Genomic DNA, 18,524 nt, shown 5'->3' on the forward strand with positions numbered 1-18,524 from the left:
CGGTGAACGGCCACGTTCTAACCTGACTCGGTGGCAACCCCCAAAGTCGAGCGTCTGCTCAACCTCGTCATCTGCCTGCTGTGGACGCGGCAGTACGTCACCGCCGACTACATCCGCCGCAATGTCGCGGGCTACTCGGATGACGGGCAGTCCGACGAGGCGTTCAACCGGATGTTCGAGCGGGACAAGAACGAGTTGCGCGACCTCGGGATCCCGCTCGTCACCGGCCGGTCGCCGATGGCCGCCGGCGCCGAGGGATACCGCATCGACCGCGATTCCTACGAGCTGCCCGAGATCTCCCTGGAGTCCGACGAGGCGGCGGCCATCGCCATGGCCGCCGCGCTGTGGGACACGCCGGAGGTCTCGACGCTGTCCCAGACGGCGATCCTCAAGTTGCGGGCCGCGGGGCTGGATGTCCGTTCCGAGGACGATCTGGGGATCACCACGGGCGGGTCGTCGCGATCGCTCGGGTCCGAAGAAGTCATCGCGGGTCTGCTCGCCGCGGTCCAGGACGGGCGTGCTGTCGAGTTCCGGCATCGGTCGTCGGCGGCCGCCGCGCCGACCACGCGGCGCGTCGAACCGTGGGGAGTGGTGTCCCATCGGGGTCGCTGGTACCTCGTCGGGCACGACCGGGATCGCGACGCCACCCGGACGTTCCGGCTGTCGCGCATCGCGGCGGTTTCCGCGGTCGGCGCCGCTGACGCGGTGGTGGTCCCGGCCGGCACAGATCTCCAGCAGATCGTCTCCGCCGCCGTCGATTCCGCGTCCGGGTCCGACGGCCGGACCGCGCGGATCTGGGTGGCGGCCGACCGGGCGTTCGGCCTGCGTCGCGCTGCGACGGCAACCGAGCCCGCCGACTTCGACGGCGAACCCGGCGACATCGTCACCCTCGAGATCCACTCGCTGACCGCGGTTGCCCGCATGGTCCTGGGTGTGGGCCGGGACGCGGTCGTCCTGGATCCGCCGGAGCTGCGCGAACTCGTCGTCGCGAGCCTCGACCGCCTGAGCGGGGTGAGCGCCTGATGGCCGCCGCAGCACCGTCGCGCCTCAACCGGCTGCTGGCCATGGTCCCGTACTTCCAGGCCCGCCGCGGCATCTCGATCGTGCAGGCCGCGGCCGAACTCGGGGTCACCCAGGCACAGCTCACCAAAGATCTCGAGCTGCTCTTCGTCTGCGGGCTGCCCGGCTACTACCCCGATGACCTCATCGAGCTCGAGTTCAGCGAGGGCTTCGTGACGGTCGGCTTCACCGCCGGCATGGACCGGCCGTTGCGGCTGACGACCGTCGAGGCCAGCACGCTCCTCGTCGCATTACGGGCGCTGGTCGAGACGCCGGGTGTCGTCGACGTGGCCGCGGCGCGCCGGGCGATCGCGAAGATCGAGCAGGCGGTGGGTGCGACGGTGCCCGGGGTCGCGGGGGCGTCCGACGCGGCACCCGATCCGTCGGGGGAGAACCCCACGTATTCGACGATCCGTGAGGCCACCAAACAGGCGCGGGCACTGCGACTGCGGTACTACTCGGCCGGGCGCGACAGCGTCACCGACCGGGTGGTCGACCCGATCCGTCTCCAGGTCATGGACCAGCACACCTATCTGGAGGCCTGGTGCCGGATGGCCGAGGGGGTGCGACTGTTCCGGTTCGACCGGGTCGACACCGCGTCGGCCCTGGACGAGCCGAGCCGCCCGCCGGCCGAGGCCGCGGCGTCGAATCAGTCGGTGCTGGTGGCCGAGAACCCCGACCTCCCGGCCGTCGAGATCGAGATCGACGCCGACCATCTGTGGGTTCTCGACTATTATCCGCTCGAACCCGTCGAGAACGTCGAGGACCGACCCGACGCCGACCTGCCCGTTCGCGCCCGACTGGTCTACGGGTCGCCGGAGTGGCTCACCCGCTTCCTGCTCGGATTCGCCGGGGCCGTGCGGGTCGTCGACGAACCGGCGGTCGCCGCGGCGGTCGCCGACTCCGCAACAGCCGCACGCGCGCGCTATCGCTGAGGGTCACCGCCGCTGGGCTGGGGGGATCATCCCGCCTGGCCCCCTCCCGGCCGGCCGCATGTCGGGTAGCATTGGGCACTGTCTGATCCGATCTGAAGGGTGATCTCATGGGCTTCACGTCATGGTGGCACTGGGCGATCGTCGCCATTGTGCTGCTGATCCTGTTCGGCTCGAAGAAGCTGCCGGACGCCGCCCGAGGTCTGGGACAGTCGCTGCGCATCTTCAAGAGCGAGGTCAAGGAGATGCAGAAGGACGACGACAAGGACTCGCAGGCCACCGCCGACGCGACGCCGGCCGATCCGTCGCGGCGTGAGCTGCCCGCGGGTGACTCCACCCAGCCCACCACGCAGCGCGACGCCGACGTCAAGAAATCGGCTTAGGGGCGCGTCGGAGCATCGCCAGTGCGCTCTCTTCCGATTCCCCGACGACTCGACCCCCGGCAACGTAAGCGAAAGCTCAATCCCGACGGCACCATGTCGTTGGTCGAGCACCTGTACGAGTTGCGCACTCGTATGGTCATCTCGCTGCTCGCCATCATCGTCACCACGATCTTCGGGTTCGTCTGGTACAGCCACGGCTTCCTGGGTATCTCGTCGCTCGGCGACGTGCTGCGCGGACCGTACTGCGATCTGCCCGCGTCGTCGCGCGCGACGTTGACCCCGGACGATTCGTGCCGACTTCTCGCGACCGGTCCGTTCGACCAGTTCATGCTTCGTCTGAAGGTCGCGCTGACCGCGGGTGTCGTGCTCGCCTGCCCGGTCTGGATCTATCAGGTCTGGCAGTTCATCACTCCGGGTCTCCACTCCCACGAACGTCGCTACGGCATCATGTTCGTCGCGATGGCGACGACCCTCTTCGTCAGCGGCGCCGTGCTGGCCTACCTGGTGGTCGCCAAGGCCTTCGACTTCCTGTTGACCGTGGGCAACGAGGTCCAGGTCACGGCTCTGGCCGGTGACCAGTACTTCGGCTTCATGCTCAACGTGCTCGTGATCTTCGGCGTGAGTTTCGAACTCCCGCTGCTGATCATCGCGCTGAACGTGGTGGGCGTGCTGACGTACGCCCGGCTGAAGAGCTGGCGGCGTGGCCTCATCTTCGCGGTCTTCGTCTTCGCAGCCATCGCGACACCGGGACAGGACCCCTTCACGATGCTGGCCTTGGCGCTCGCGCTCACCGTGCTGCTCGAGTTCGCGATCCAGTTCGCACGCATCGTGGACAAGCGCAAGGCCAAGAAGGCGTCGGCCTGGGCCGATCTCTCCGATGACGAGGCCAGCCCGCTGCCGCCGACGAAGCCCATCGCTCCGGCGTCGCCGATCCCGGCTCCCGCGAGTCGTGTCGGCGCCGGTACGAGCCGTGCGTCGGCCCGCGAACGCGCAACCTTCGACGACGTCCTGTGACACAACTCGACTCGTTCACGTCGAGACTCGCTTTCCGGCTCGACGCCTTCCAGCTCCGCGCGTGCGAGGCACTCGAAGGCGGGCACGGCGTGCTGGTGTGCGCGCCGACCGGCGCGGGCAAGACCATCGTCGGCGAGTTCGCCGTGCACCTCGCGCTGGCCGGGGGCACGAAGTGCTTCTACACCACGCCGATCAAGGCCCTCAGCAACCAGAAGTACAACGACCTGGTGGCCGTTCACGGGTCCGAGTCGGTCGGGCTGCTGACCGGCGACAGCTCCATCAACCCGGATGCGCCGGTCGTCGTGATGACGACCGAGGTCGTGCGCAACATGATCTATGCCGAATCGCGGGCGCTGGACGGGCTGTCGCACGTCGTCATGGACGAGGTGCACTTCCTGGCCGATCGGTTCCGCGGGGCCGTGTGGGAAGAGGTGATCCTGCACCTCGAACCGTCGGTGCGGGTGGTGAGTCTGTCGGCGACGGTGAGCAATGCCGAGGAGTTCGGCGACTGGATCCAGACGGTCCGCGGGGACACCTCGGTGATCGTCGACGAGCACCGGCCGGTCCCGCTGTCGCAGCACATGCTCGTCGGCCAGCGGTTGTTCGACCTGTTCGACCCGGCCGACACCGGACCGGCGCGCAAGGCCGGAACGCGCCCGCGGGTCAATCCGGAGCTGAAACGTCAGATCCGGCACCGAATCCTGATGGCCGACGACGAGCGGGAGTCGGCGCGCGGCCGCGGCCGAGGGCGCGGCAGCGGACCCCGCAGGCGGGACGGACGGGGACCGGCATTGTCCCGCCCGAACCTCGTCACGCGACTCGACCGGGAGGCCCTGCTCCCGGCCATCGGCTTCATCTTCTCGCGTGCCGGATGCGACGCCGCCCTGGCGCAGTGTCTGCGGTCGGGTCTCTCGCTCCTCACACCGGCGGAGATCGGTGAGGTCGACGCGATCGTCGACCGCCACCTCACCGAGTTGTCGCCGACCGACCTCGATGTGCTGGGGGTGCACGAATGGCGGGAGGGCCTGCGCCGCGGCCTCGCTTCCCACCACGCGGGCATGCTCCCGACATTCCGGCACACCGTCGAAGAACTGTTCGTGCGCGGACTGGTGCGCATGGTGTTCGCCACCGAAACCCTCGCGCTCGGCATCAACATGCCCGCCCGCTCGGTGGTTCTCGAGCGACTCGTCAAGTACAACGGCGAAGCCCACGTCGATCTGACCCCCGGCGAGTTCACGCAGCTGACCGGACGCGCCGGTCGTCGCGGGATCGACGTCGAGGGCCACGCGGTCGTCGTGTGGACACCCGAGGTGGTCCCGGAGGAGGTGGCCGGCCTCGCCGGTGCCCGGACCTTCCCGCTGCGCAGCTCGTTCTCGCCGGAGTACAACATGGCGGTCAACTTGCTCGGGCGGTTGGGCCTCGACGGCGCCCGCGAGCTGCTGCACCGATCGTTCGCGCAGTTCCAGGCCGACCGTTCGGTCGTCGGGCAGGCGCGGAAACTGGACGAGGCGCAGCGGGCGCTCCGTAAACTCGACGGCGAGCTCGCTCGCGCGGCGCAGGCACGCGGTCTGGAACCTGCTGAGGCTCAGTCGGATTCGGAGGACGAGCCCTACGCCGGGTTCCTCGGTTACGTCACCCTGCGCGAAGACATCCGGCGTCGCGAGCGAGATCTCAAGTACCGCAAGCGGGTCGACACGCACGACGCCATCACCGCCGACCTGGCGGCACTCAAACGCGGGCATGTCATCGGCGTTCCGGTCGGCCGGCACCGTGGTCTGGCGGTCATCATCGAACCGGCCACTCAGGCACAGGATCCCAAGCCGCTCGTGCTGACCGAGGACGCCTGGTGCGGACGCGTCGGCACCCGCGACTTCGTCAACCCGCCCGAGGTGCTGGGCAACATGCGGCTGCCGAAGAACGCGGACCGACGCACCGGCCGCGGGCGGCGCGATCTGGCGTCGGCGCTGCGCTCGACCGGCATCGAGATGCCGCGCGGACGCCAGAAGAAGCGCGCCGACGCCGCCGACGACACCGAGCTCGCGCACCTTCGGCGCACCTTGCGCGCGCATCCGGCGCATCAGCTGCCGAACGGCGACGACCTGTTCCGGCTCGCCGAACGCCGTAACCGGCTGGTGCGCGACATCGTCGACGCCGAGCGCAGTATCGGGGAGCGGACGTCGACGCTCGGCGTCACGTTCGATCACATCGTCGGCGTCCTCCGCGAACTGGGATACCTCGAACGCGTCGCCGAATCGACCGAGTCCACCGGCCACACGATGGCCGTGACGGACTCGGGCAAGCTTCTCGGCCGCATCTACAGCGAGAGCGACCTGGTGGTGACCGAGTGCATCCGGGCCGGCGTCTGGGACGACCTCTCCGCGGCCGACCTCGCCGCGGTGGTCGCGGCGCTCGTCTACGAGAGCCGGCGTGACAGTTACAGCGGAGTCGACGCACTGCCGGGCAGCAGCTCGATGCGTGCCGCGATGGCGGCGACGGTGGAGATCTGGTCGCGGGTCACGGCGATCGAGCAGCGTCATCGGGTGAGTCCGACGCGCGAACCCGACACCGGATTCTCGGTCGCCGTGGCGACCTGGGCCTCGGGACGCTCGCTCGGGGAGGCTCTGCTCCTGGCGGGTGAACGCGGGCAGCTGCTCTCGCCGGGCGACTTCGTGCGGTGGAACCGGCAGGTCGTGGATCTTCTCGAACAGATCCGGCTCGGGGTGGGGTCGGACACCCGCCTCGGCGGGACGGCGCGGGCAGCGGTCAAGGCGATCCGCCGCGGCGTGGTCGCCGCCGAACTCGGCTGAGCCGCCGCGCACCAGGCTGAGTCGGGAGGCCGGTCCGCGGGTGTCGGTTCACCGGACGACGCGTCCGCGGGGCACGTGCGATGTTTGCTGATAGTCCCAGGCAGCTGAGGTAACGTTCATCCCGCATTCGGTGTCGGCGTGCTCTGCCCCGACATCGCCGCGACGTCACAGTTCGCCGGCACCCGTCAGCGGGTGGACGGCCGAGTGGGAGGGATTCATGACCGACCCGTACAACCCCAATCCGTCTCACCCGAATCCGCAAGCGAACCCGGGCCCTTCCGGCGATCAGTCCGGTACGGACGGCAAGACCGAGATCGTGAACCTTCCCGGCGGCGGGCAGTCCGGCGCGCCGCAGGCGGATCCGACCACCATGGCCCCCAACCCGGCCGCGCAGAACCCGGGTCATGGTCAGCCGCAACCGGATCCGTACCAGCAGAACCCGTACCAGCAGCCTTACGGAGCACCGGGTCAACCACCGTATTCGGGCCCGGCCCAGTCGCAGCCGACGCAGGTGGGCAATCCCGGTCAGTACGGTCAACCGGGCGCACAGCAGCAGTACGGCCAGCCGGCTGCCCAGTACGGGGCACCGGGCCAGTACGGGTCCGGGGCCGGCCAGTACGGGGCGCCCGGGCAGGGTCAGTACGGCCAGCAGCCCTACGGCCAGAATCCGCAGGGCGTTGCGGGACCGAACGCCCAGAACCCCTACGGCCAGAACCAGTACGGCCAGAATCAGTACGGTCAGAATCAGTACGGGGGCGGCGACCAGTTCAGCGGGATGGCGACCGGGAAGTCGAACAAGACCGCCCGGACACTGATGTTCGTCGGCGGCGGTGCGCTGATCCTCATCGCCGCGATCGTGCTGATCACCGCGTTCCTGTTCCCCGGCTGGGCACCGAAGAACCTCGACCAGCAGGCCGCGCAAGACGGTGTGCAGAAGATCCTGACCGAGGACTACCAGGCCAGCGAGGTCTCCGACGTGCAGTGCCCGTCCGGCCAGCGGGTCGAGACCGGTGCGTCGTTCACCTGCTCGGTCACCGTGGGCGGACAGCAACAGCAGGTCACCGTCACGTTCATCGACGACGACGGACGCTACGAGGTCTCGCGCCCCAGCTGATCGAACCTCAGCCGGCTGTCACACCAAGGCCTCAGCCGGCTGGCACGTAGAGGCCTCAGCCGGCCTGCGGCCATCCGAGGGCCTTCGCCAACCGCCCGACCGACGCCCCGATGCCGAGTTCCTCGACGAGCTCGGCGAGCGCCGCGGGATCGGCGGGCTCGGCCGGCAGCACGTCCGAGCCGCTGTCGATGGTGTCGGCGTCGGTACGCACCGAGACGACGATGCGTGCCGCCTGCAGGTAGTCGACCGACGCGAGCAGTGACTTCCGGCTCCGGGTGGGCACCGACGACGACGGGTCGGCGGCGGCCGCCTCCAGGGCGTCGAGGCTGCCGTACTCGGTGATCAGCTTCGCCGCGGTCTTCTCACCGATACCGGCCACACCCGGCAACCCGTCCGAGGGGTCACCGCGCAACATCGACATCTCCGCGTAGCCGATCCCGGCGCGGTCGACCGGCACGCCGTACTTCTCGGCAACTTCCACCGGACCCATCATCTCGGCTTTCGCCAACCCTCGGCCGACGTAGAGGACGCGCACCGGTACCGGATCGTCGGCGACCACCTGCAGCAGGTCCCGATCCCCACTGACGACGATCACCGGATCGTTCGCCTCGTCGTAGGCAAGGGTGCCGATCACATCGTCGGCTTCACATCCGACGGCGCCCGAGGTCGCGATGCCCGCCGCTGCGAGAACGGCCATGATCATGTCGACCTGCGGGGTGAGCGTGTCGGGCACCTCTTCGACGTCGACCTCCCGGCCCTCGACATCGGTGCCCCCGGCCTCGGTGTCACCGTCGGGGACCGCGACGCGATGGGCCTTGTAGGTGGGGATCAGGTCGGTGCGGAACTCCGGGCGCCAGTCGAGGTCCAGACACACCACCAGGCGCGACGGCCGTTCGCGCACCACGAGATTGGCGATGGTGTCGACGAAACCCCTGACCGCGTTGACCGGGCGTCCGTCCGGACTCGTCATCTTCTCCGGGAGGGCGAAGAACGATCGGAACCACAGGCTCGCGCCGTCGAGCAGCATCAACGAATCCGTCACCCCCACACTCTGTCATGAGTCGGCGGTAGTGTTCGTCGCATGGCATCTGGGAACGGAGCAGCACGGGTCGCGACGTCGGGAGTGGGGGCCGAACCGCTCTTCGGCGCGGAGGTGTACCGGGACCGGGTCCGCCGTGCCGCCGACCTCACCCGCGCCGCAGATCTCGACGCGCTCGTCGTCGCACCCGGACCGGACCTGCGCTATCTGGTGGGATCGCGGGCGGAGACCTTCGAACGGCTCACGGCGCTCGTGATCCCCGCGGCCGGTGACCCACGACTGGTGATCGCGCGGCTCGAGGTCCCGTCGCTGTCGGCCTCGGCGGTGGGCGATCTCGACATCGAGGTGGCCGACTGGGTCGACGGTGACGACGCCCACGCGCTGGCGCTGACCGGGTTGCCGCCGCAACCGCGCATCGCCGTCTCCGACTCCATGCCCGCCCTGCACGTGATCCCGCTCGCCCGGCACACCGGCGCCACACCGCAATTGGCGACCGACGTCCTACGCGAACTCCGGATGATCAAGGACGCCGCGGAGATCGACGCTCTCCGCCGCGCCGGCGCCGCGATCGACCGCGTGCACGCGCGAATGGGCGACTGGCTGGTCCCCGGACGCACCGAACGGGAGGTCGCCGCCGACATCGCCGCCGCGATCCTCGAGGAGGGGCACACCGAGGCGGCGTTCATCATCGTCGGGTCCGGCCCCAACGGCGCCGATCCCCACCATGAGTTCTCCGACCGGGTCATCGAGCGGTCCGACATCGTCGTGGTCGACATCGGTGGTCCGGTCGAGCCGGGCTACAACTCCGATTCCACGCGCACGTACTGCTTCGACGATCCGCCCGCCGACATCGCCGATGCTTACGCCGCACTGCTCGAGGCGCAACGCGCGGCCGTGGCCGCTGTCCGGCCCGGGGTGACCGCGTCGTCTATCGATGCCGCGGCGCGCGATCTGCTCGCCGAGCGCGGCCTGGCCGAGCGGTTCATCCACCGCACCGGGCACGGCATCGGGCTGTCGGTGCACGAGGAGCCCTACATCGTCGGCGGCAACGACATCCCGCTGCGGGCCGGCATGGCGTTCAGCGTGGAGCCGGGCGTCTACGTCTCCGGCCGATGGGGTGCCCGGATCGAGGACATCGTCGTCGTCACGGAGGACGGCTGCGAGTCCCTCAACAACCGCCCACACGAACTCGTCCGGCTGTAAGTTGCGGCTGGTGTCAAGCGACATCGACTCATCTGCACCCTGACCAGCGCGATAGGGTGTTTGAGCAGCTCGGCACCGACTTCCGACGACGATGGCCGTGCGGTTGAGTCGTGGACTCGTCGTGTGGCCAGGGGTACCGCCTCACCGCTGGTCGAGCCGGCACCGAGCGCAGCCGCCGGGCCGAGCAAGCGACGAAGGAGCGGGTCGAGGTCGAGGAGCCGAGTCGAAGCCACGCGCCACAACCACCCCATTGCTGGTTGAAGACACTGGCGAATGTCGTTTCGGCTGCCGGACTTCGGTCCAGGTCAGTCGGTCGACTTGAGGTTCGTTGGTGTGATGGGTGTCGCTCCGGGTGCAGGTCAGAGGTCGGCGAGAAGCGTCATCAGATGCGCCTCCACGAGCGACGGGCAGGGCATCGGTGGTCCGGGCCGTGGTGGGCGGACGTCGATGACGTGGCTGGTGGTCAGCCATGAGCGGCGTGCGTCGTGGGGGTGTGGCGTCTCGGGGCGTGCTTGATCGCCGGGCTGCGTTGGCGGTCCGTGGATCTCGGCGCGTATGTCGCGTAGGTGTGCGGCGAACTGCCGGGGTATGTCGGGTCGGCGGTTGATGCGTTCGGGGCTGGGGGGCGCACCCGGCTCGGCATTCAACCGCCAGAGGCAGCGGCCTTCGTCGGGTCCGGACCGTTCGATGTGGGTGGTGTATTGGCCGGGTTGGTCGCCGACCATGCGGTTGTGCCGTGGGCAGGCGGGTGCGAGGTCGTCGATGTCGGTGAGACCACCCTTGGCCCAATCCTTTTGGGCGTGATGGAGTTCGACGTGGGTGGCGGGTTGATCGCAGCCGGGTGCCGAGCACACTTCACCGTCGGGGCGGGCGAAGGAGACGAGGCGTTGTTCGCGGGTGGCCAGACGCTTGCCCCTACCGAAGTGCAGCGGCACCGCGGTGGCGTCTTTGAAGATCGCCAACCACGGCTGCACGTCGCCGGCCATCGCGATCAGGTCGGGGATGGGCAGCAGGGTGCCGGTGGCGGTGGTGGCGAGCCCGGCTTCGCGGATCAGTTCATTGAGGTCGGCTTTGATGATCAGATGGGCGGGCAGGCCGCGGTGCGAGGTTCCGAGAATCCCGTCGGCGAAGCCAGCGGTGAGTGCGGCGTCGAGCGCGTCGTGATTCGTCTGGGCGAGGGTGCGGCCGTCACGATCGGCTGCGAGCGCGAGGGCGTCGGGGTCGGCGGTGCCGGCGGGTCCGCTGGGCGAGTTCGGGTCGTCGGGGTTGTTGAGTCCAGGTTTGCCCCAGACGGCGAACATCATCGTCAACCGGGCGTGGAGTTCGGGGGTCAGGGTGCCGGAGATGGTGGCGGTGCCGTCGGCTCGTTGCCGACCGATCCACAGGTTGCGGCGTCGTTTCTGGTCGGTGCCGTCGGCCAGGGTGCCGTCCGGGTCGAGGTGCGCGAGGAGTCGCGCGCCGAGTTGGGTGATGTCGGCGGGTGTGTGATCGGCGGCGATCTCGGCCATTTGTCGTTCGGCCGCGACCTTCACGTCGTGGTCGACAGCGTGGGGGATCTGGTCGAGGACGTCGAGGGCTGCCTGGAGGTGGGCGGTTCCGACGGAACCTTGTGCGAATGCCTCGGCGAGGGACGGGTGTTCGGGCGTAAGCACTTCGCCGCCGAGGCTGGTGCGGGTGGCGGTGGCGTCCATCTGCTTACGCCGCCGCACCGGGTTGGAGACCCGCAGCCGGTGGGTCATGAACTGCATGAGTGTCCGGCAGCCGGACTTGCGGGGTAGGTCACGAGCCTCGACCTGATCGATCTGCCGGTCACCGGCAACGGTCAGGCGTGCGATGGCACGTTCGGTATCGGCTGCCACGTCAGCCAACTCGGTATCGGTACACGGCGACAAGTCCACAGTCTGCAACTCATCGAGGATCGTATGCAGCTCTGTCACCAGCTCGACGGCACGCGTCTTGGGCGCTGCCGAATCGCCTCCGACGGGTGTGGTGTCGGCCATGACGGTCACCTCCCCCGAGACCCGTTGCTACGAATGTACGTTCGAGTGTACACGCGATCGGAGGATCAGGACAGGCGAAAAGTATTGTCTGGCTATTGATCTGACGGCCGCATAGCGCAGTACGGTTGTCGGTGACGTGTGATAGAGGCGGGAACCCGTCGACGACATCCTCGCCCACGTCAAACAGCGTCGACCTCACATGCGCGGCGCTAGCTGTAACTCTTGGGGAGGTTGTGAACGGCGTGGTTCCGGTCAACAGGTGAGGGCCTCCGGTATCGATGTGGTTACCACACACACGCCGATCACCAAGAGGCCCTCATGACCCACCGTAATGCTTTTCTCACCGAACGTGGCCGTCTGGCCCTGGCTCAGTGCGTCGTCGACCAGGGTTGGCCTCTGCGACGAGCCGCGGAACGATTCAACTGCTCCACCGCGACCGCCAATAAGTGGGCTGACCGCTACCGGCAGACCGGTGAGGCCGGCATGGCAGATCACTCCAGCCGCCCCCACCGCTCACCCACCCGACTTGCGGTGCGCCGTGAACGTCGAATCATCAAGCTGCGGTTTGTCCGTCGCTGGGGCGCTGCACGTATCGCCGCGCACCTGCGGCTGGCGAGATCGACCGTCGAGGCGGTGTTGCGCCGGTATCGGATGCCGCTGTTGCGTCACTTGGATCAGGCCACCGGTCTTCCGGTACGCCGGACCCCGCCACGCCGCTACGAACACGACGCTCCCGGCGACCTGATCCACGTCGACATCAAGACGCTCGGCCGCATCCCCGATGGCGGTGGGCACCGCAAACTCGGGCGCACGATCGGCAACCGGCACAACAAGAAACACCGCCCGGGGTACGCGTACTTGCACCACGCCGTCGATGACCATTCCCGGCTGGCGTACTCGGAGATCCTCACCGACGAACGTAAAGAGACCGCCGCGCAGTTCTGGGACCGGGCGATGGCCTTCTTCCAAGGGCACGGCATCACCGTGCGGCGAGTGATGACCGACAACGGATCGTGTTACCGATCAAAGGTTTTCGCGGAATCTCTCGGCGTCGAGATCAAGCACAAGAAGACCCGTCCCTACCGTCCGCAAACCAACGGCAAGGTCGAGCGCTTCAATCGCACCCTGGCCTCGGAATGGGCCTACGCCGAGTTCTACAGCTCAGAGACCGCCCGCACAGCCACCTACGACGACTGGCTGCACCACTACAATCACCACCGAGCCCACAGCGGCATCGGCGGACTCACCCCGATCGAACGCCTACACGTTCACAACCTGCCCGGGTCTTACAGCTAGCTGAATAGTGATGCGGAACCGAGCACCCGGGCCACGCTGATCTCGATCACCACGCGGCGCGGATTCGGCCTGGGTTCCCGGTATCGCTGCGCGTAGCGCTGCTCGGCCTCGCGCACGTGGTCGGGTTCGCGGCGGACCGTCGCGGGCCCCTCCAGGGTCAACCACCGCGGGCCGTCGACATTCGTGACGGCCGCGTAGGCGCCACGCTCGGCGTTGCGGACCTTCTGATTGCCGTCAGAGGTGATGACCCGTGCCAGTCCGGCCTCGGGATCCCACGTGAAGCCGACGGCGACGGCGTGTGGCGTGCCGTCGGCGCGCAGCGTGGTGAGGGTCCCGAGGTGGCGTTCGGTGAGGAACGCGAGCGCATCGGATCCTAGGTCGGCGGCGGTGCGAGGCATGACCCCACGATAGAGGTCGGTCTCGGGGCCGGTGCGATACTGGTGGTCATGTCATCACGCAGCAACGGGGCATCGGCGCGTCCGGACGCCGACCCGGCCGGCACCCTCGTGCTGTTCGGCGGCCGCAGTGAGATCGGCGTGGCCACCGCCGCGCGTCTCGCTCACGGGCGGACCGTCGTGCTGGCGGCTCGTCGCCCCGACGACCTGGCCGACGAGACGGCTCGCCTCCTCGACGCCGGGGTGGTGGCGGTGCACACCGTCGCATTCGACGCGAACGACACCGACTCCCACCCCGCACTCGTCGAGTCACTGGCGCAGCGGTACGGGCCGATCGGGATCGCGATCGTCGCGTTCGGCATCCTGGGGGACCAGGCCCGCGCCGAAACCGATGTGGCACATGCGCTTCAGATCGCCCACACCGACTACTACGCCCACATCAGCGTGCTCACACCGCTCGCGTCCGTCCTGCGCGCTCAGCGCTCAGGCACGATCATCGTCTTCTCGTCGGTCGCGGGTATCCGGGTGCGCCGTGCCAACTACGTCTACGGCTCGACGAAGGCCGGACTCGACGGGTTCGCGAGCGGTCTCGCAGATGCGTTGCACGGCACCGGCGCCCGCCTGCTGTTGGCCCGTCCCGGGTTCGTGGTCGGCGCGATGACCCGCGACCTGATGGAGTCCGGAGTGAAACCCGCACCGCTGTCGCGCAATCCCGAGCAGGTGGCCGACGCGGTGGCGCGCGCCTTCCACAAGGGACGCGGCGAGGTCTGGATCCCGGGTGCGCTCCGCCCCGTGTTCTTCGGGATGCGCCTGCTGCCACGCGCCGTGTGGCGGAGACTTCCCCGATGACGGCCCCGGATACAACTCACGGGTCGCCACCCGCATCCGAGTTCGTCGTGATCGGAATCGGTGCCGATGGTTGGCCCGGACTCGGCGAGACGGTGCGTGACGAGTTGCGTCGTGCGCAGGTGATCTACGGTGCCGCACGACAATTGGCGCTCCTCGACGGCGCTGCATCCGAACTCGGCGCGCAACTGCGCCCGTGGCGGTCACCGATGTCGGAACACCTGGCCGAGGTCGTGGCGGGCGCCGGGAGCGCAGCGAGCGGGCCCATCGAGGACGGCACCGCGCACGCGGGCATCGTCCACATCCTGGCCAGCGGCGACCCGATGTTCCACGGGGTCGGCGCCAGCATCATCGGCCGCGTCGGCGCGGACCGGGTGCGGGTGTATCCGGCGGTGTCCAGCGCAAGTCTGGCCTGTGCGCGCCTCGGCTGGGATCTCGCGACCGCCCGGATCGTCAGCGCGGTGCGGGCCGAGCCGAGCGTCGTGCTCGGCGAGGTCACCGACGGGGCTCGCGTGTTGGTACTGAGCCGCGACGAGACCACCCCCGCATCCGTTGCGACGCTGCTCGTCGATGCCGGTTTCGGGTCTTCGACGATGACCGTTCTCGAGCAACTCGGTGGCCCTGCCGAACAGATCGCCACCGACACCGCGGAGTCGTGGCGCCGTCGGGCCGGGGACCCGCTGAACATTGTCGCCGTCGACTGCGTTGGGCCCCGCCGGTCCCGCCTCCCCGGCCGGCCGGACGATGCCTATGAGCACGACGGCCAGATCACCAAGTCGACGATTCGCGCCCTGACCGTGTGCGCGCTCGGCCCGGCCGGGGCGCAGACCCTGTGGGACATCGGGTCCGGTTCCGGCAGCGTGGCGATCGAATGGTTGCGTGCCGACGACCGTGGGACGGTCGTCGCCTTCGAACGCGACTCCGAACGTGCTGAGCGGCTGCGCCGCAACGCAGCCCGCCACGGGGTGGCGCACCGGCTCACGGTGCGGGGGCCGGCTCCCGACGAACTCGCCGACGCACCCCGTCCCGACGCGGTCTTCATCGGCGGCGGACTCGACGAGGAGATCCTGTCGCTCGCCTGGGCGGCGCTCGCCGACCGCGGCCGGCTCGTCGTCAACGCGGTGACGGTCGAGAACCAGGCCCTCGTGACCCGGCGGCACGGCGAACTCGGGGGCACGTTGCGCCGACTGTCGGTCGAGACCGTGGCGCCCCTCGGCACGATGAGCACCTGGCGTCCGGCACTGCCGATCGTGCAGTGGGCGGTCGACAAACCGGCGCCGTCGACGCCCGACCCCGGGCCCGAACCCGCGGAGGCAGTCCGATGACCGTCTACTTCATCGGGGCCGGTCCCGGCGCGGCCGACCTCATCACCCTCCGGGGTGCGCGCCTGCTGGGGGAATGCGGCACCTGTGTCTACGCGGGATCGCTGGTGCCGCCGGAACTCCTGGCGCTGTGTCCCGACGGGGTCGAACTCGTCGACACTGCACGGATGCCGTTGCCGGACATCATCGATGTCATCGCCGCCGCCGACGCGCGGGGTCATGACGTGGCGCGCCTGCACTCGGGTGACCTCAGCCTCTACTCGGCGCTGGCCGAGCAGCAGCGCGAACTGACCGCACGCGGTATCGATCACCGGATCGTGCCGGGTGTCCCGGCGTTCGCGGCGGCCGCGGCCGCTCTGGGCACCGAACTGACCGTCCCGGGCGTCGGCCAGAGCCTGTTGATCTCGCGGGTGTCGACACTGTCGACCGACATGCCGCCGGGGGAGGACCTCGCGAGTCTCGCCGCGACCGGGGTGACGCTCGCACTTCATCTCGCGGCACACCGCGCCGAGGAGATCGTGGCGGCGCTCGCCCCGCACTACGGCAGTGAATGTCCTACCGCGACAGTGGCGTTCGCGAGTCGCGCGAACGAGCAGATCGTACGGTGCCCGCTGCGCCGGTTGCCCGAGACACTGGACGCCGCCGACATCCGCAGGACCGCGGTCATCTTCGTCGGTCGTGTGCTGGACCCGGCGAGGTCCGAGGCCACCGACAGCTACCTGTACTCGCACGCGCGCATGACCAAGCTCCGCACCGACCGTGAGTCGACGCGGTGACCGGTCCCGACACAACCGATTCGAGCCCGCCGGATGACGCTCGGCGCATCCTGATCCTGGGCGGGACGGGGGAGGCGCGGGCGTTGGCCTCGGCCCTGAGCGAGTCCGGCATCGAATTCATCAGTTCCCTTGCGGGTCGGGTGAACGACCCCCGTCTGCCGGTCGGCCCGGTGCGCATCGGCGGATTCGGTGGATCCGATGGTCTCCGCGACTGGTTGCAGAGCAACCGGATTCAGGCCGTGGTCGATGCCACCCACCCGTTCGCCGCGACCATCACCCGCAATGCGGCGCGAGCCACGGCCGACGCGGGGCTACCGCTGCTGCGTCTGCGCCGCGATCCGTGGGTGCCCGGCGACTCCGACACCTGGATCCGTGTGCCCGACCTGCCCTCTGCCGCACGAGAAGTGGCCGCCCGGGGCGGGCGGGTCTTCCTGACCACCGGACGTCAGGACGTCGGGGTCTTCGCGGGGATCGAGTCGGCGTGGTTCCTGATCCGGGTCGTCGACGCCCCGACCGGAGCGCTCCCGCCTCACCACGAGGTGGTGCGCTCGCGCGGGCCCTACGACCACGCGTCGGAGTCGAGGCTGTTGCGCGACAACGACATCGACATGCTGGTCACCAAGAACAGCGGCGGGCCGCTGACGTCGGCGAAGCTGGCGGCCGCCGCCGAACTCGGGATCGAGGTCATCATGGTCGACCGGCCCGACGAGCCCGACTCGCCGGTCGTCTCAGAGGTCGGGGCCGCCCGGGACTGGCTCGAGGCGCTGCTCGGCTGACTCGTCGGCAGTCTGATCGGTGGTGTCCACCGGGCGGTGGCTGCGTGGCGTGAACACGAGCGGGCCCGCTGCGCGCTGCACGACCCGGGTCGCCGACGATCCGATGATGATCATCGTGCGCATGTCCACGACGGCAGGGTCGAAGTCCGCGACCGTGGTGATGGTGAGCTGCTGCTCCGGACCGCCGACATCTCGCCCGAGCACCACGACGCGGTCGGGCGACACCGTCTGGGTGAGCGTGTGCTGCAGGGCGCCGACCTGCCAGGTGCGGCTCGCCGACCCCGGGTTGTAGATGGCGATGACCAGATCGGCGCCGAGCGCGGCACGGATGCGTCGTTCGATGACCGACCACGGCTTGAGCCGGTCGGAGAGCGAGATGACCGCGAAGTCGTGTCCGAGGGGCGCGCCGACCGCTGCGGCGACCGCGGTGGCCGCGGTGACGCCGGGCACCACGCGGACGGGCACCTCGTGCCACCGCGGTTGTGCGGCAACCTCGGCGACTGCGGCGGCCATCGCGAACACGCCGGGATCACCGGAGGAGACGACGGCGACACGCGCGCCGCGTCGGGCGAGGTCGAGGGCGAATTCGGCGCGTTCGGCCTCCACCCGGTTGTCGCTGGCATGCACGCGCTGGCCCGGGCGAGGGGTGACGCGCTTGAGGTAGGTGGTGTACCCGACGAGGTCGGTGGCCGTGGCCAGCTCGGTGCGCACCTCCGGGGTGGTCCAGCTGTCGTGGCCCGGGCCGAGCCCGACGACGACGAGCTCACCGGGCACGGGTTCCGGCTCGAACCTCGGATTGTTGCGGCGTCCCGGGACGACGAGGATCGAGAAGTAGGGCACCTCCGCGGGATTCACGTCGGCGGCCGGGAGCACCCGTTCGACCGTCGTGGAGGCCCGCTCGACGTAGAACGCCTCGTCGAGACGCCCGGCCTCGCGGAGCGCGTCACGCACCCGCTCGAAGGTCCGGCCGAGTTTCATCACGACGATCGCGTCCCCGGAACGGAAGCGGAAGAGCAGCTCCGACGTCGACGCCGTACCCGGAACGACCGTCAGGGTCTCCTCGCCCTCGACGAGCGGGACTCCGGTGGCCGCCGACGCCGCGCTCACCGAGGTCACGCCGGGCACGATCTCGGCGTCGAAGTGCGGCGACAGCCGCTTGTGCATGTGCATGTACGAGCTGTAGAAGAGCGGATCGCCCTCGGCGAGGAGGACGACGTCACGCCCGGCCCGCAGGTGCACCGCGAGACGTTCGGCGCTCTCGGTGTAGAAGTCGTCGAGTGCGCCCTGGTAGCCGCCGGGGTGGTCGGTCGTCTCGGTGGTGACCGGGTACATCAGACGTTCCTCGGTCTGGCCCTCGCGCAGGTACGGCTCCGCGACCGACCTCGCGATGCTGTTGCCGTGGCGCGCAGAGTGATACGCGATCACATCCGCGGTGGTGATGAGGCGGGCGGCCTTCACCGTCATCAGTTCGCTGTCGCCCGGGCCGAGCCCGATGCCGTAGAGCGTGCCCTGACCCGACGTCTGTCCGGCGGCCGGGCTGTCCGAGTGCATGGGGGCCATCG

At 69.3% G+C, this 18,524-nt stretch carries 16 protein-coding genes; 12 read left to right on the forward strand and 4 right to left on the reverse strand.

Going from position 1 to position 18,524, the window contains the following annotated elements; translation table 11 throughout:
- The first annotated feature begins 30 nt into the window (after positions 1-30).
- From MHN80_RS00695 to MHN80_RS00720, 6 genes are all read left to right on the forward strand, one after another.
- A complete protein-coding gene (locus MHN80_RS00695; protein ID WP_101818883.1) occupies positions 31-1,023 on the forward strand; it encodes a YafY family protein in 993 nt (330 codons plus the stop codon).
- Positions 1,023-1,994 (forward strand): YafY family protein, encoded by a 972-nt coding sequence (locus MHN80_RS00700; protein WP_239398719.1) that lies wholly within the window; start codon positions 1,023-1,025, stop codon positions 1,992-1,994. Before MHN80_RS00695 ends, MHN80_RS00700 begins: the two co-directional genes overlap by 1 nt.
- Before the next feature lie 107 nt (positions 1,995-2,101).
- Positions 2,102-2,374, forward strand: coding sequence for a Sec-independent protein translocase subunit TatA (gene tatA / locus MHN80_RS00705; RefSeq protein WP_004019049.1), 273 nt, complete (start codon positions 2,102-2,104; stop codon positions 2,372-2,374).
- A 93-nt stretch (positions 2,375-2,467) separates the two neighbouring features.
- Positions 2,468-3,388, forward strand: a complete 921-nt coding sequence (gene tatC / locus MHN80_RS00710; RefSeq protein WP_101818884.1) for a twin-arginine translocase subunit TatC — start codon at positions 2,468-2,470, stop codon at positions 3,386-3,388.
- Entirely contained in the window at positions 3,385-6,195 is a 2,811-nt protein-coding gene (locus MHN80_RS00715) for an RNA helicase (RefSeq protein ID WP_239398721.1), read from the forward strand. The genes tatC and MHN80_RS00715 overlap by 4 nt, the downstream gene beginning before the upstream one ends.
- 217 nt (positions 6,196-6,412) lie before the next feature.
- Positions 6,413-7,309 carry a DUF4333 domain-containing protein gene (locus MHN80_RS00720; protein ID WP_239398723.1) on the forward strand — a complete coding sequence of 299 codons (897 nt, stop codon included), beginning with the start codon at positions 6,413-6,415 and terminating at the stop codon, positions 7,307-7,309.
- Positions 7,310-7,364: 55 nt separating this feature from the next.
- Here MHN80_RS00720 and MHN80_RS00725 read toward each other — a convergent pair whose 3' ends face one another.
- The gene (locus tag MHN80_RS00725) at positions 7,365-8,336 is read right to left on the reverse strand and encodes a 5'-3' exonuclease (protein ID WP_101818974.1); all 972 of its coding nucleotides are present in this window, start codon (positions 8,334-8,336) and stop codon (positions 7,365-7,367) included.
- Positions 8,337-8,390: 54 nt separating this feature from the next.
- Here MHN80_RS00725 and MHN80_RS00730 point away from each other — a divergent pair, with 54 nt between their 5' ends.
- A complete protein-coding gene (locus MHN80_RS00730; RefSeq protein ID WP_239398725.1) occupies positions 8,391-9,551 on the forward strand; it encodes a Xaa-Pro peptidase family protein in 1,161 nt (386 codons plus the stop codon).
- A 359-nt stretch (positions 9,552-9,910) separates the two neighbouring features.
- Here the strand turns inward: MHN80_RS00730 and MHN80_RS00735 are convergent, their stop codons facing one another.
- Positions 9,911-11,551, reverse strand: coding sequence for an HNH endonuclease signature motif containing protein (locus MHN80_RS00735; protein WP_239398727.1), 1,641 nt, complete (start codon positions 11,549-11,551; stop codon positions 9,911-9,913).
- A 318-nt stretch (positions 11,552-11,869) separates the two neighbouring features.
- Here MHN80_RS00735 and MHN80_RS00740 point away from each other — a divergent pair, with 318 nt between their 5' ends.
- Positions 11,870-12,847 (forward strand): IS481 family transposase, encoded by a 978-nt coding sequence (locus MHN80_RS00740; protein ID WP_239398729.1) that lies wholly within the window; start codon positions 11,870-11,872, stop codon positions 12,845-12,847.
- Here the strand turns inward: MHN80_RS00740 and MHN80_RS00745 are convergent.
- Positions 12,844-13,245 (reverse strand): PPOX class F420-dependent oxidoreductase, encoded by a 402-nt coding sequence (locus MHN80_RS00745; protein ID WP_239398731.1) that lies wholly within the window; start codon positions 13,243-13,245, stop codon positions 12,844-12,846. The genes MHN80_RS00740 and MHN80_RS00745 overlap by 4 nt on opposite strands.
- A 48-nt stretch (positions 13,246-13,293) precedes the next feature.
- On the opposite strand from MHN80_RS00745, the gene MHN80_RS00750 reads away from it, so the two are divergent.
- From MHN80_RS00750 to MHN80_RS00765, 4 genes are read left to right on the forward strand one after another with little or no spacing between them, the layout of a single operon-like run.
- Entirely contained in the window at positions 13,294-14,091 is a 798-nt protein-coding gene (locus MHN80_RS00750) for an SDR family NAD(P)-dependent oxidoreductase (protein ID WP_239398733.1), read from the forward strand.
- Positions 14,088-15,413: a precorrin-6y C5,15-methyltransferase (decarboxylating) subunit CbiE gene (cbiE, locus tag MHN80_RS00755; RefSeq protein WP_239398735.1), complete on the forward strand. Its 1,326-nt coding sequence runs from the start codon at positions 14,088-14,090 to the stop codon at positions 15,411-15,413. Before MHN80_RS00750 ends, cbiE begins: the two co-directional genes overlap by 4 nt.
- A complete protein-coding gene (locus MHN80_RS00760) occupies positions 15,410-16,186 on the forward strand; it encodes a cobalt-precorrin-4/precorrin-4 C(11)-methyltransferase (protein ID WP_239398737.1) in 777 nt (258 codons plus the stop codon). Before cbiE ends, MHN80_RS00760 begins: the two co-directional genes overlap by 4 nt.
- A complete protein-coding gene (locus MHN80_RS00765) occupies positions 16,183-16,962 on the forward strand; it encodes a cobalt-precorrin-6A reductase (RefSeq protein ID WP_239398739.1) in 780 nt (259 codons plus the stop codon). Before MHN80_RS00760 ends, MHN80_RS00765 begins: the two co-directional genes overlap by 4 nt.
- On the opposite strand, the gene cobJ is transcribed toward MHN80_RS00765, so the two are convergent.
- Entirely contained in the window at positions 16,915-18,522 is a 1,608-nt protein-coding gene (cobJ, locus tag MHN80_RS00770) for a precorrin-3B C(17)-methyltransferase (RefSeq protein WP_239398741.1), read from the reverse strand. The genes MHN80_RS00765 and cobJ overlap by 48 nt on opposite strands.
- Positions 18,523-18,524: the final 2 nt, after the last annotated feature.

This window comes from Gordonia sp. McavH-238-E, from assembly GCF_022348225.1.
In the GTDB taxonomy this organism is placed as follows: Bacteria; Actinomycetota; Actinomycetes; order Mycobacteriales; family Mycobacteriaceae; genus Gordonia; species Gordonia terrae.

Coding starts and splice junctions, on each gene's coding strand:
- MHN80_RS00740 (WP_239398729.1), top strand. CDS start 11,870: ATGACCCACCGTAATGCTTTTCTCACCGAACGTGGCCGTCTGGCCCTG.
- MHN80_RS00750 (WP_239398733.1), top strand. CDS start 13,294: ATGTCATCACGCAGCAACGGGGCATCGGCGCGTCCGGACGCCGACCCG.
- MHN80_RS00730 (WP_239398725.1), top strand. CDS start 8,391: ATGGCATCTGGGAACGGAGCAGCACGGGTCGCGACGTCGGGAGTGGGG.
- MHN80_RS00725 (WP_101818974.1), bottom strand. CDS start 8,336: ATGCTGCTCGACGGCGCGAGCCTGTGGTTCCGATCGTTCTTCGCCCTC.
- MHN80_RS00720 (WP_239398723.1), top strand. CDS start 6,413: ATGACCGACCCGTACAACCCCAATCCGTCTCACCCGAATCCGCAAGCG.
- MHN80_RS00760 (WP_239398737.1), top strand. CDS start 15,410: ATGACCGTCTACTTCATCGGGGCCGGTCCCGGCGCGGCCGACCTCATC.
- cobJ (WP_239398741.1), bottom strand. CDS start 18,522: ATGGCCCCCATGCACTCGGACAGCCCGGCCGCCGGACAGACGTCGGGT.
- cbiE (WP_239398735.1), top strand. CDS start 14,088: ATGACGGCCCCGGATACAACTCACGGGTCGCCACCCGCATCCGAGTTC.
- MHN80_RS00735 (WP_239398727.1), bottom strand. CDS start 11,551: ATGGCCGACACCACACCCGTCGGAGGCGATTCGGCAGCGCCCAAGACG.
- tatC (WP_101818884.1), top strand. CDS start 2,468: ATGTCGTTGGTCGAGCACCTGTACGAGTTGCGCACTCGTATGGTCATC.
- MHN80_RS00700 (WP_239398719.1), top strand. CDS start 1,023: ATGGCCGCCGCAGCACCGTCGCGCCTCAACCGGCTGCTGGCCATGGTC.
- tatA (WP_004019049.1), top strand. CDS start 2,102: ATGGGCTTCACGTCATGGTGGCACTGGGCGATCGTCGCCATTGTGCTG.
- MHN80_RS00745 (WP_239398731.1), bottom strand. CDS start 13,245: ATGCCTCGCACCGCCGCCGACCTAGGATCCGATGCGCTCGCGTTCCTC.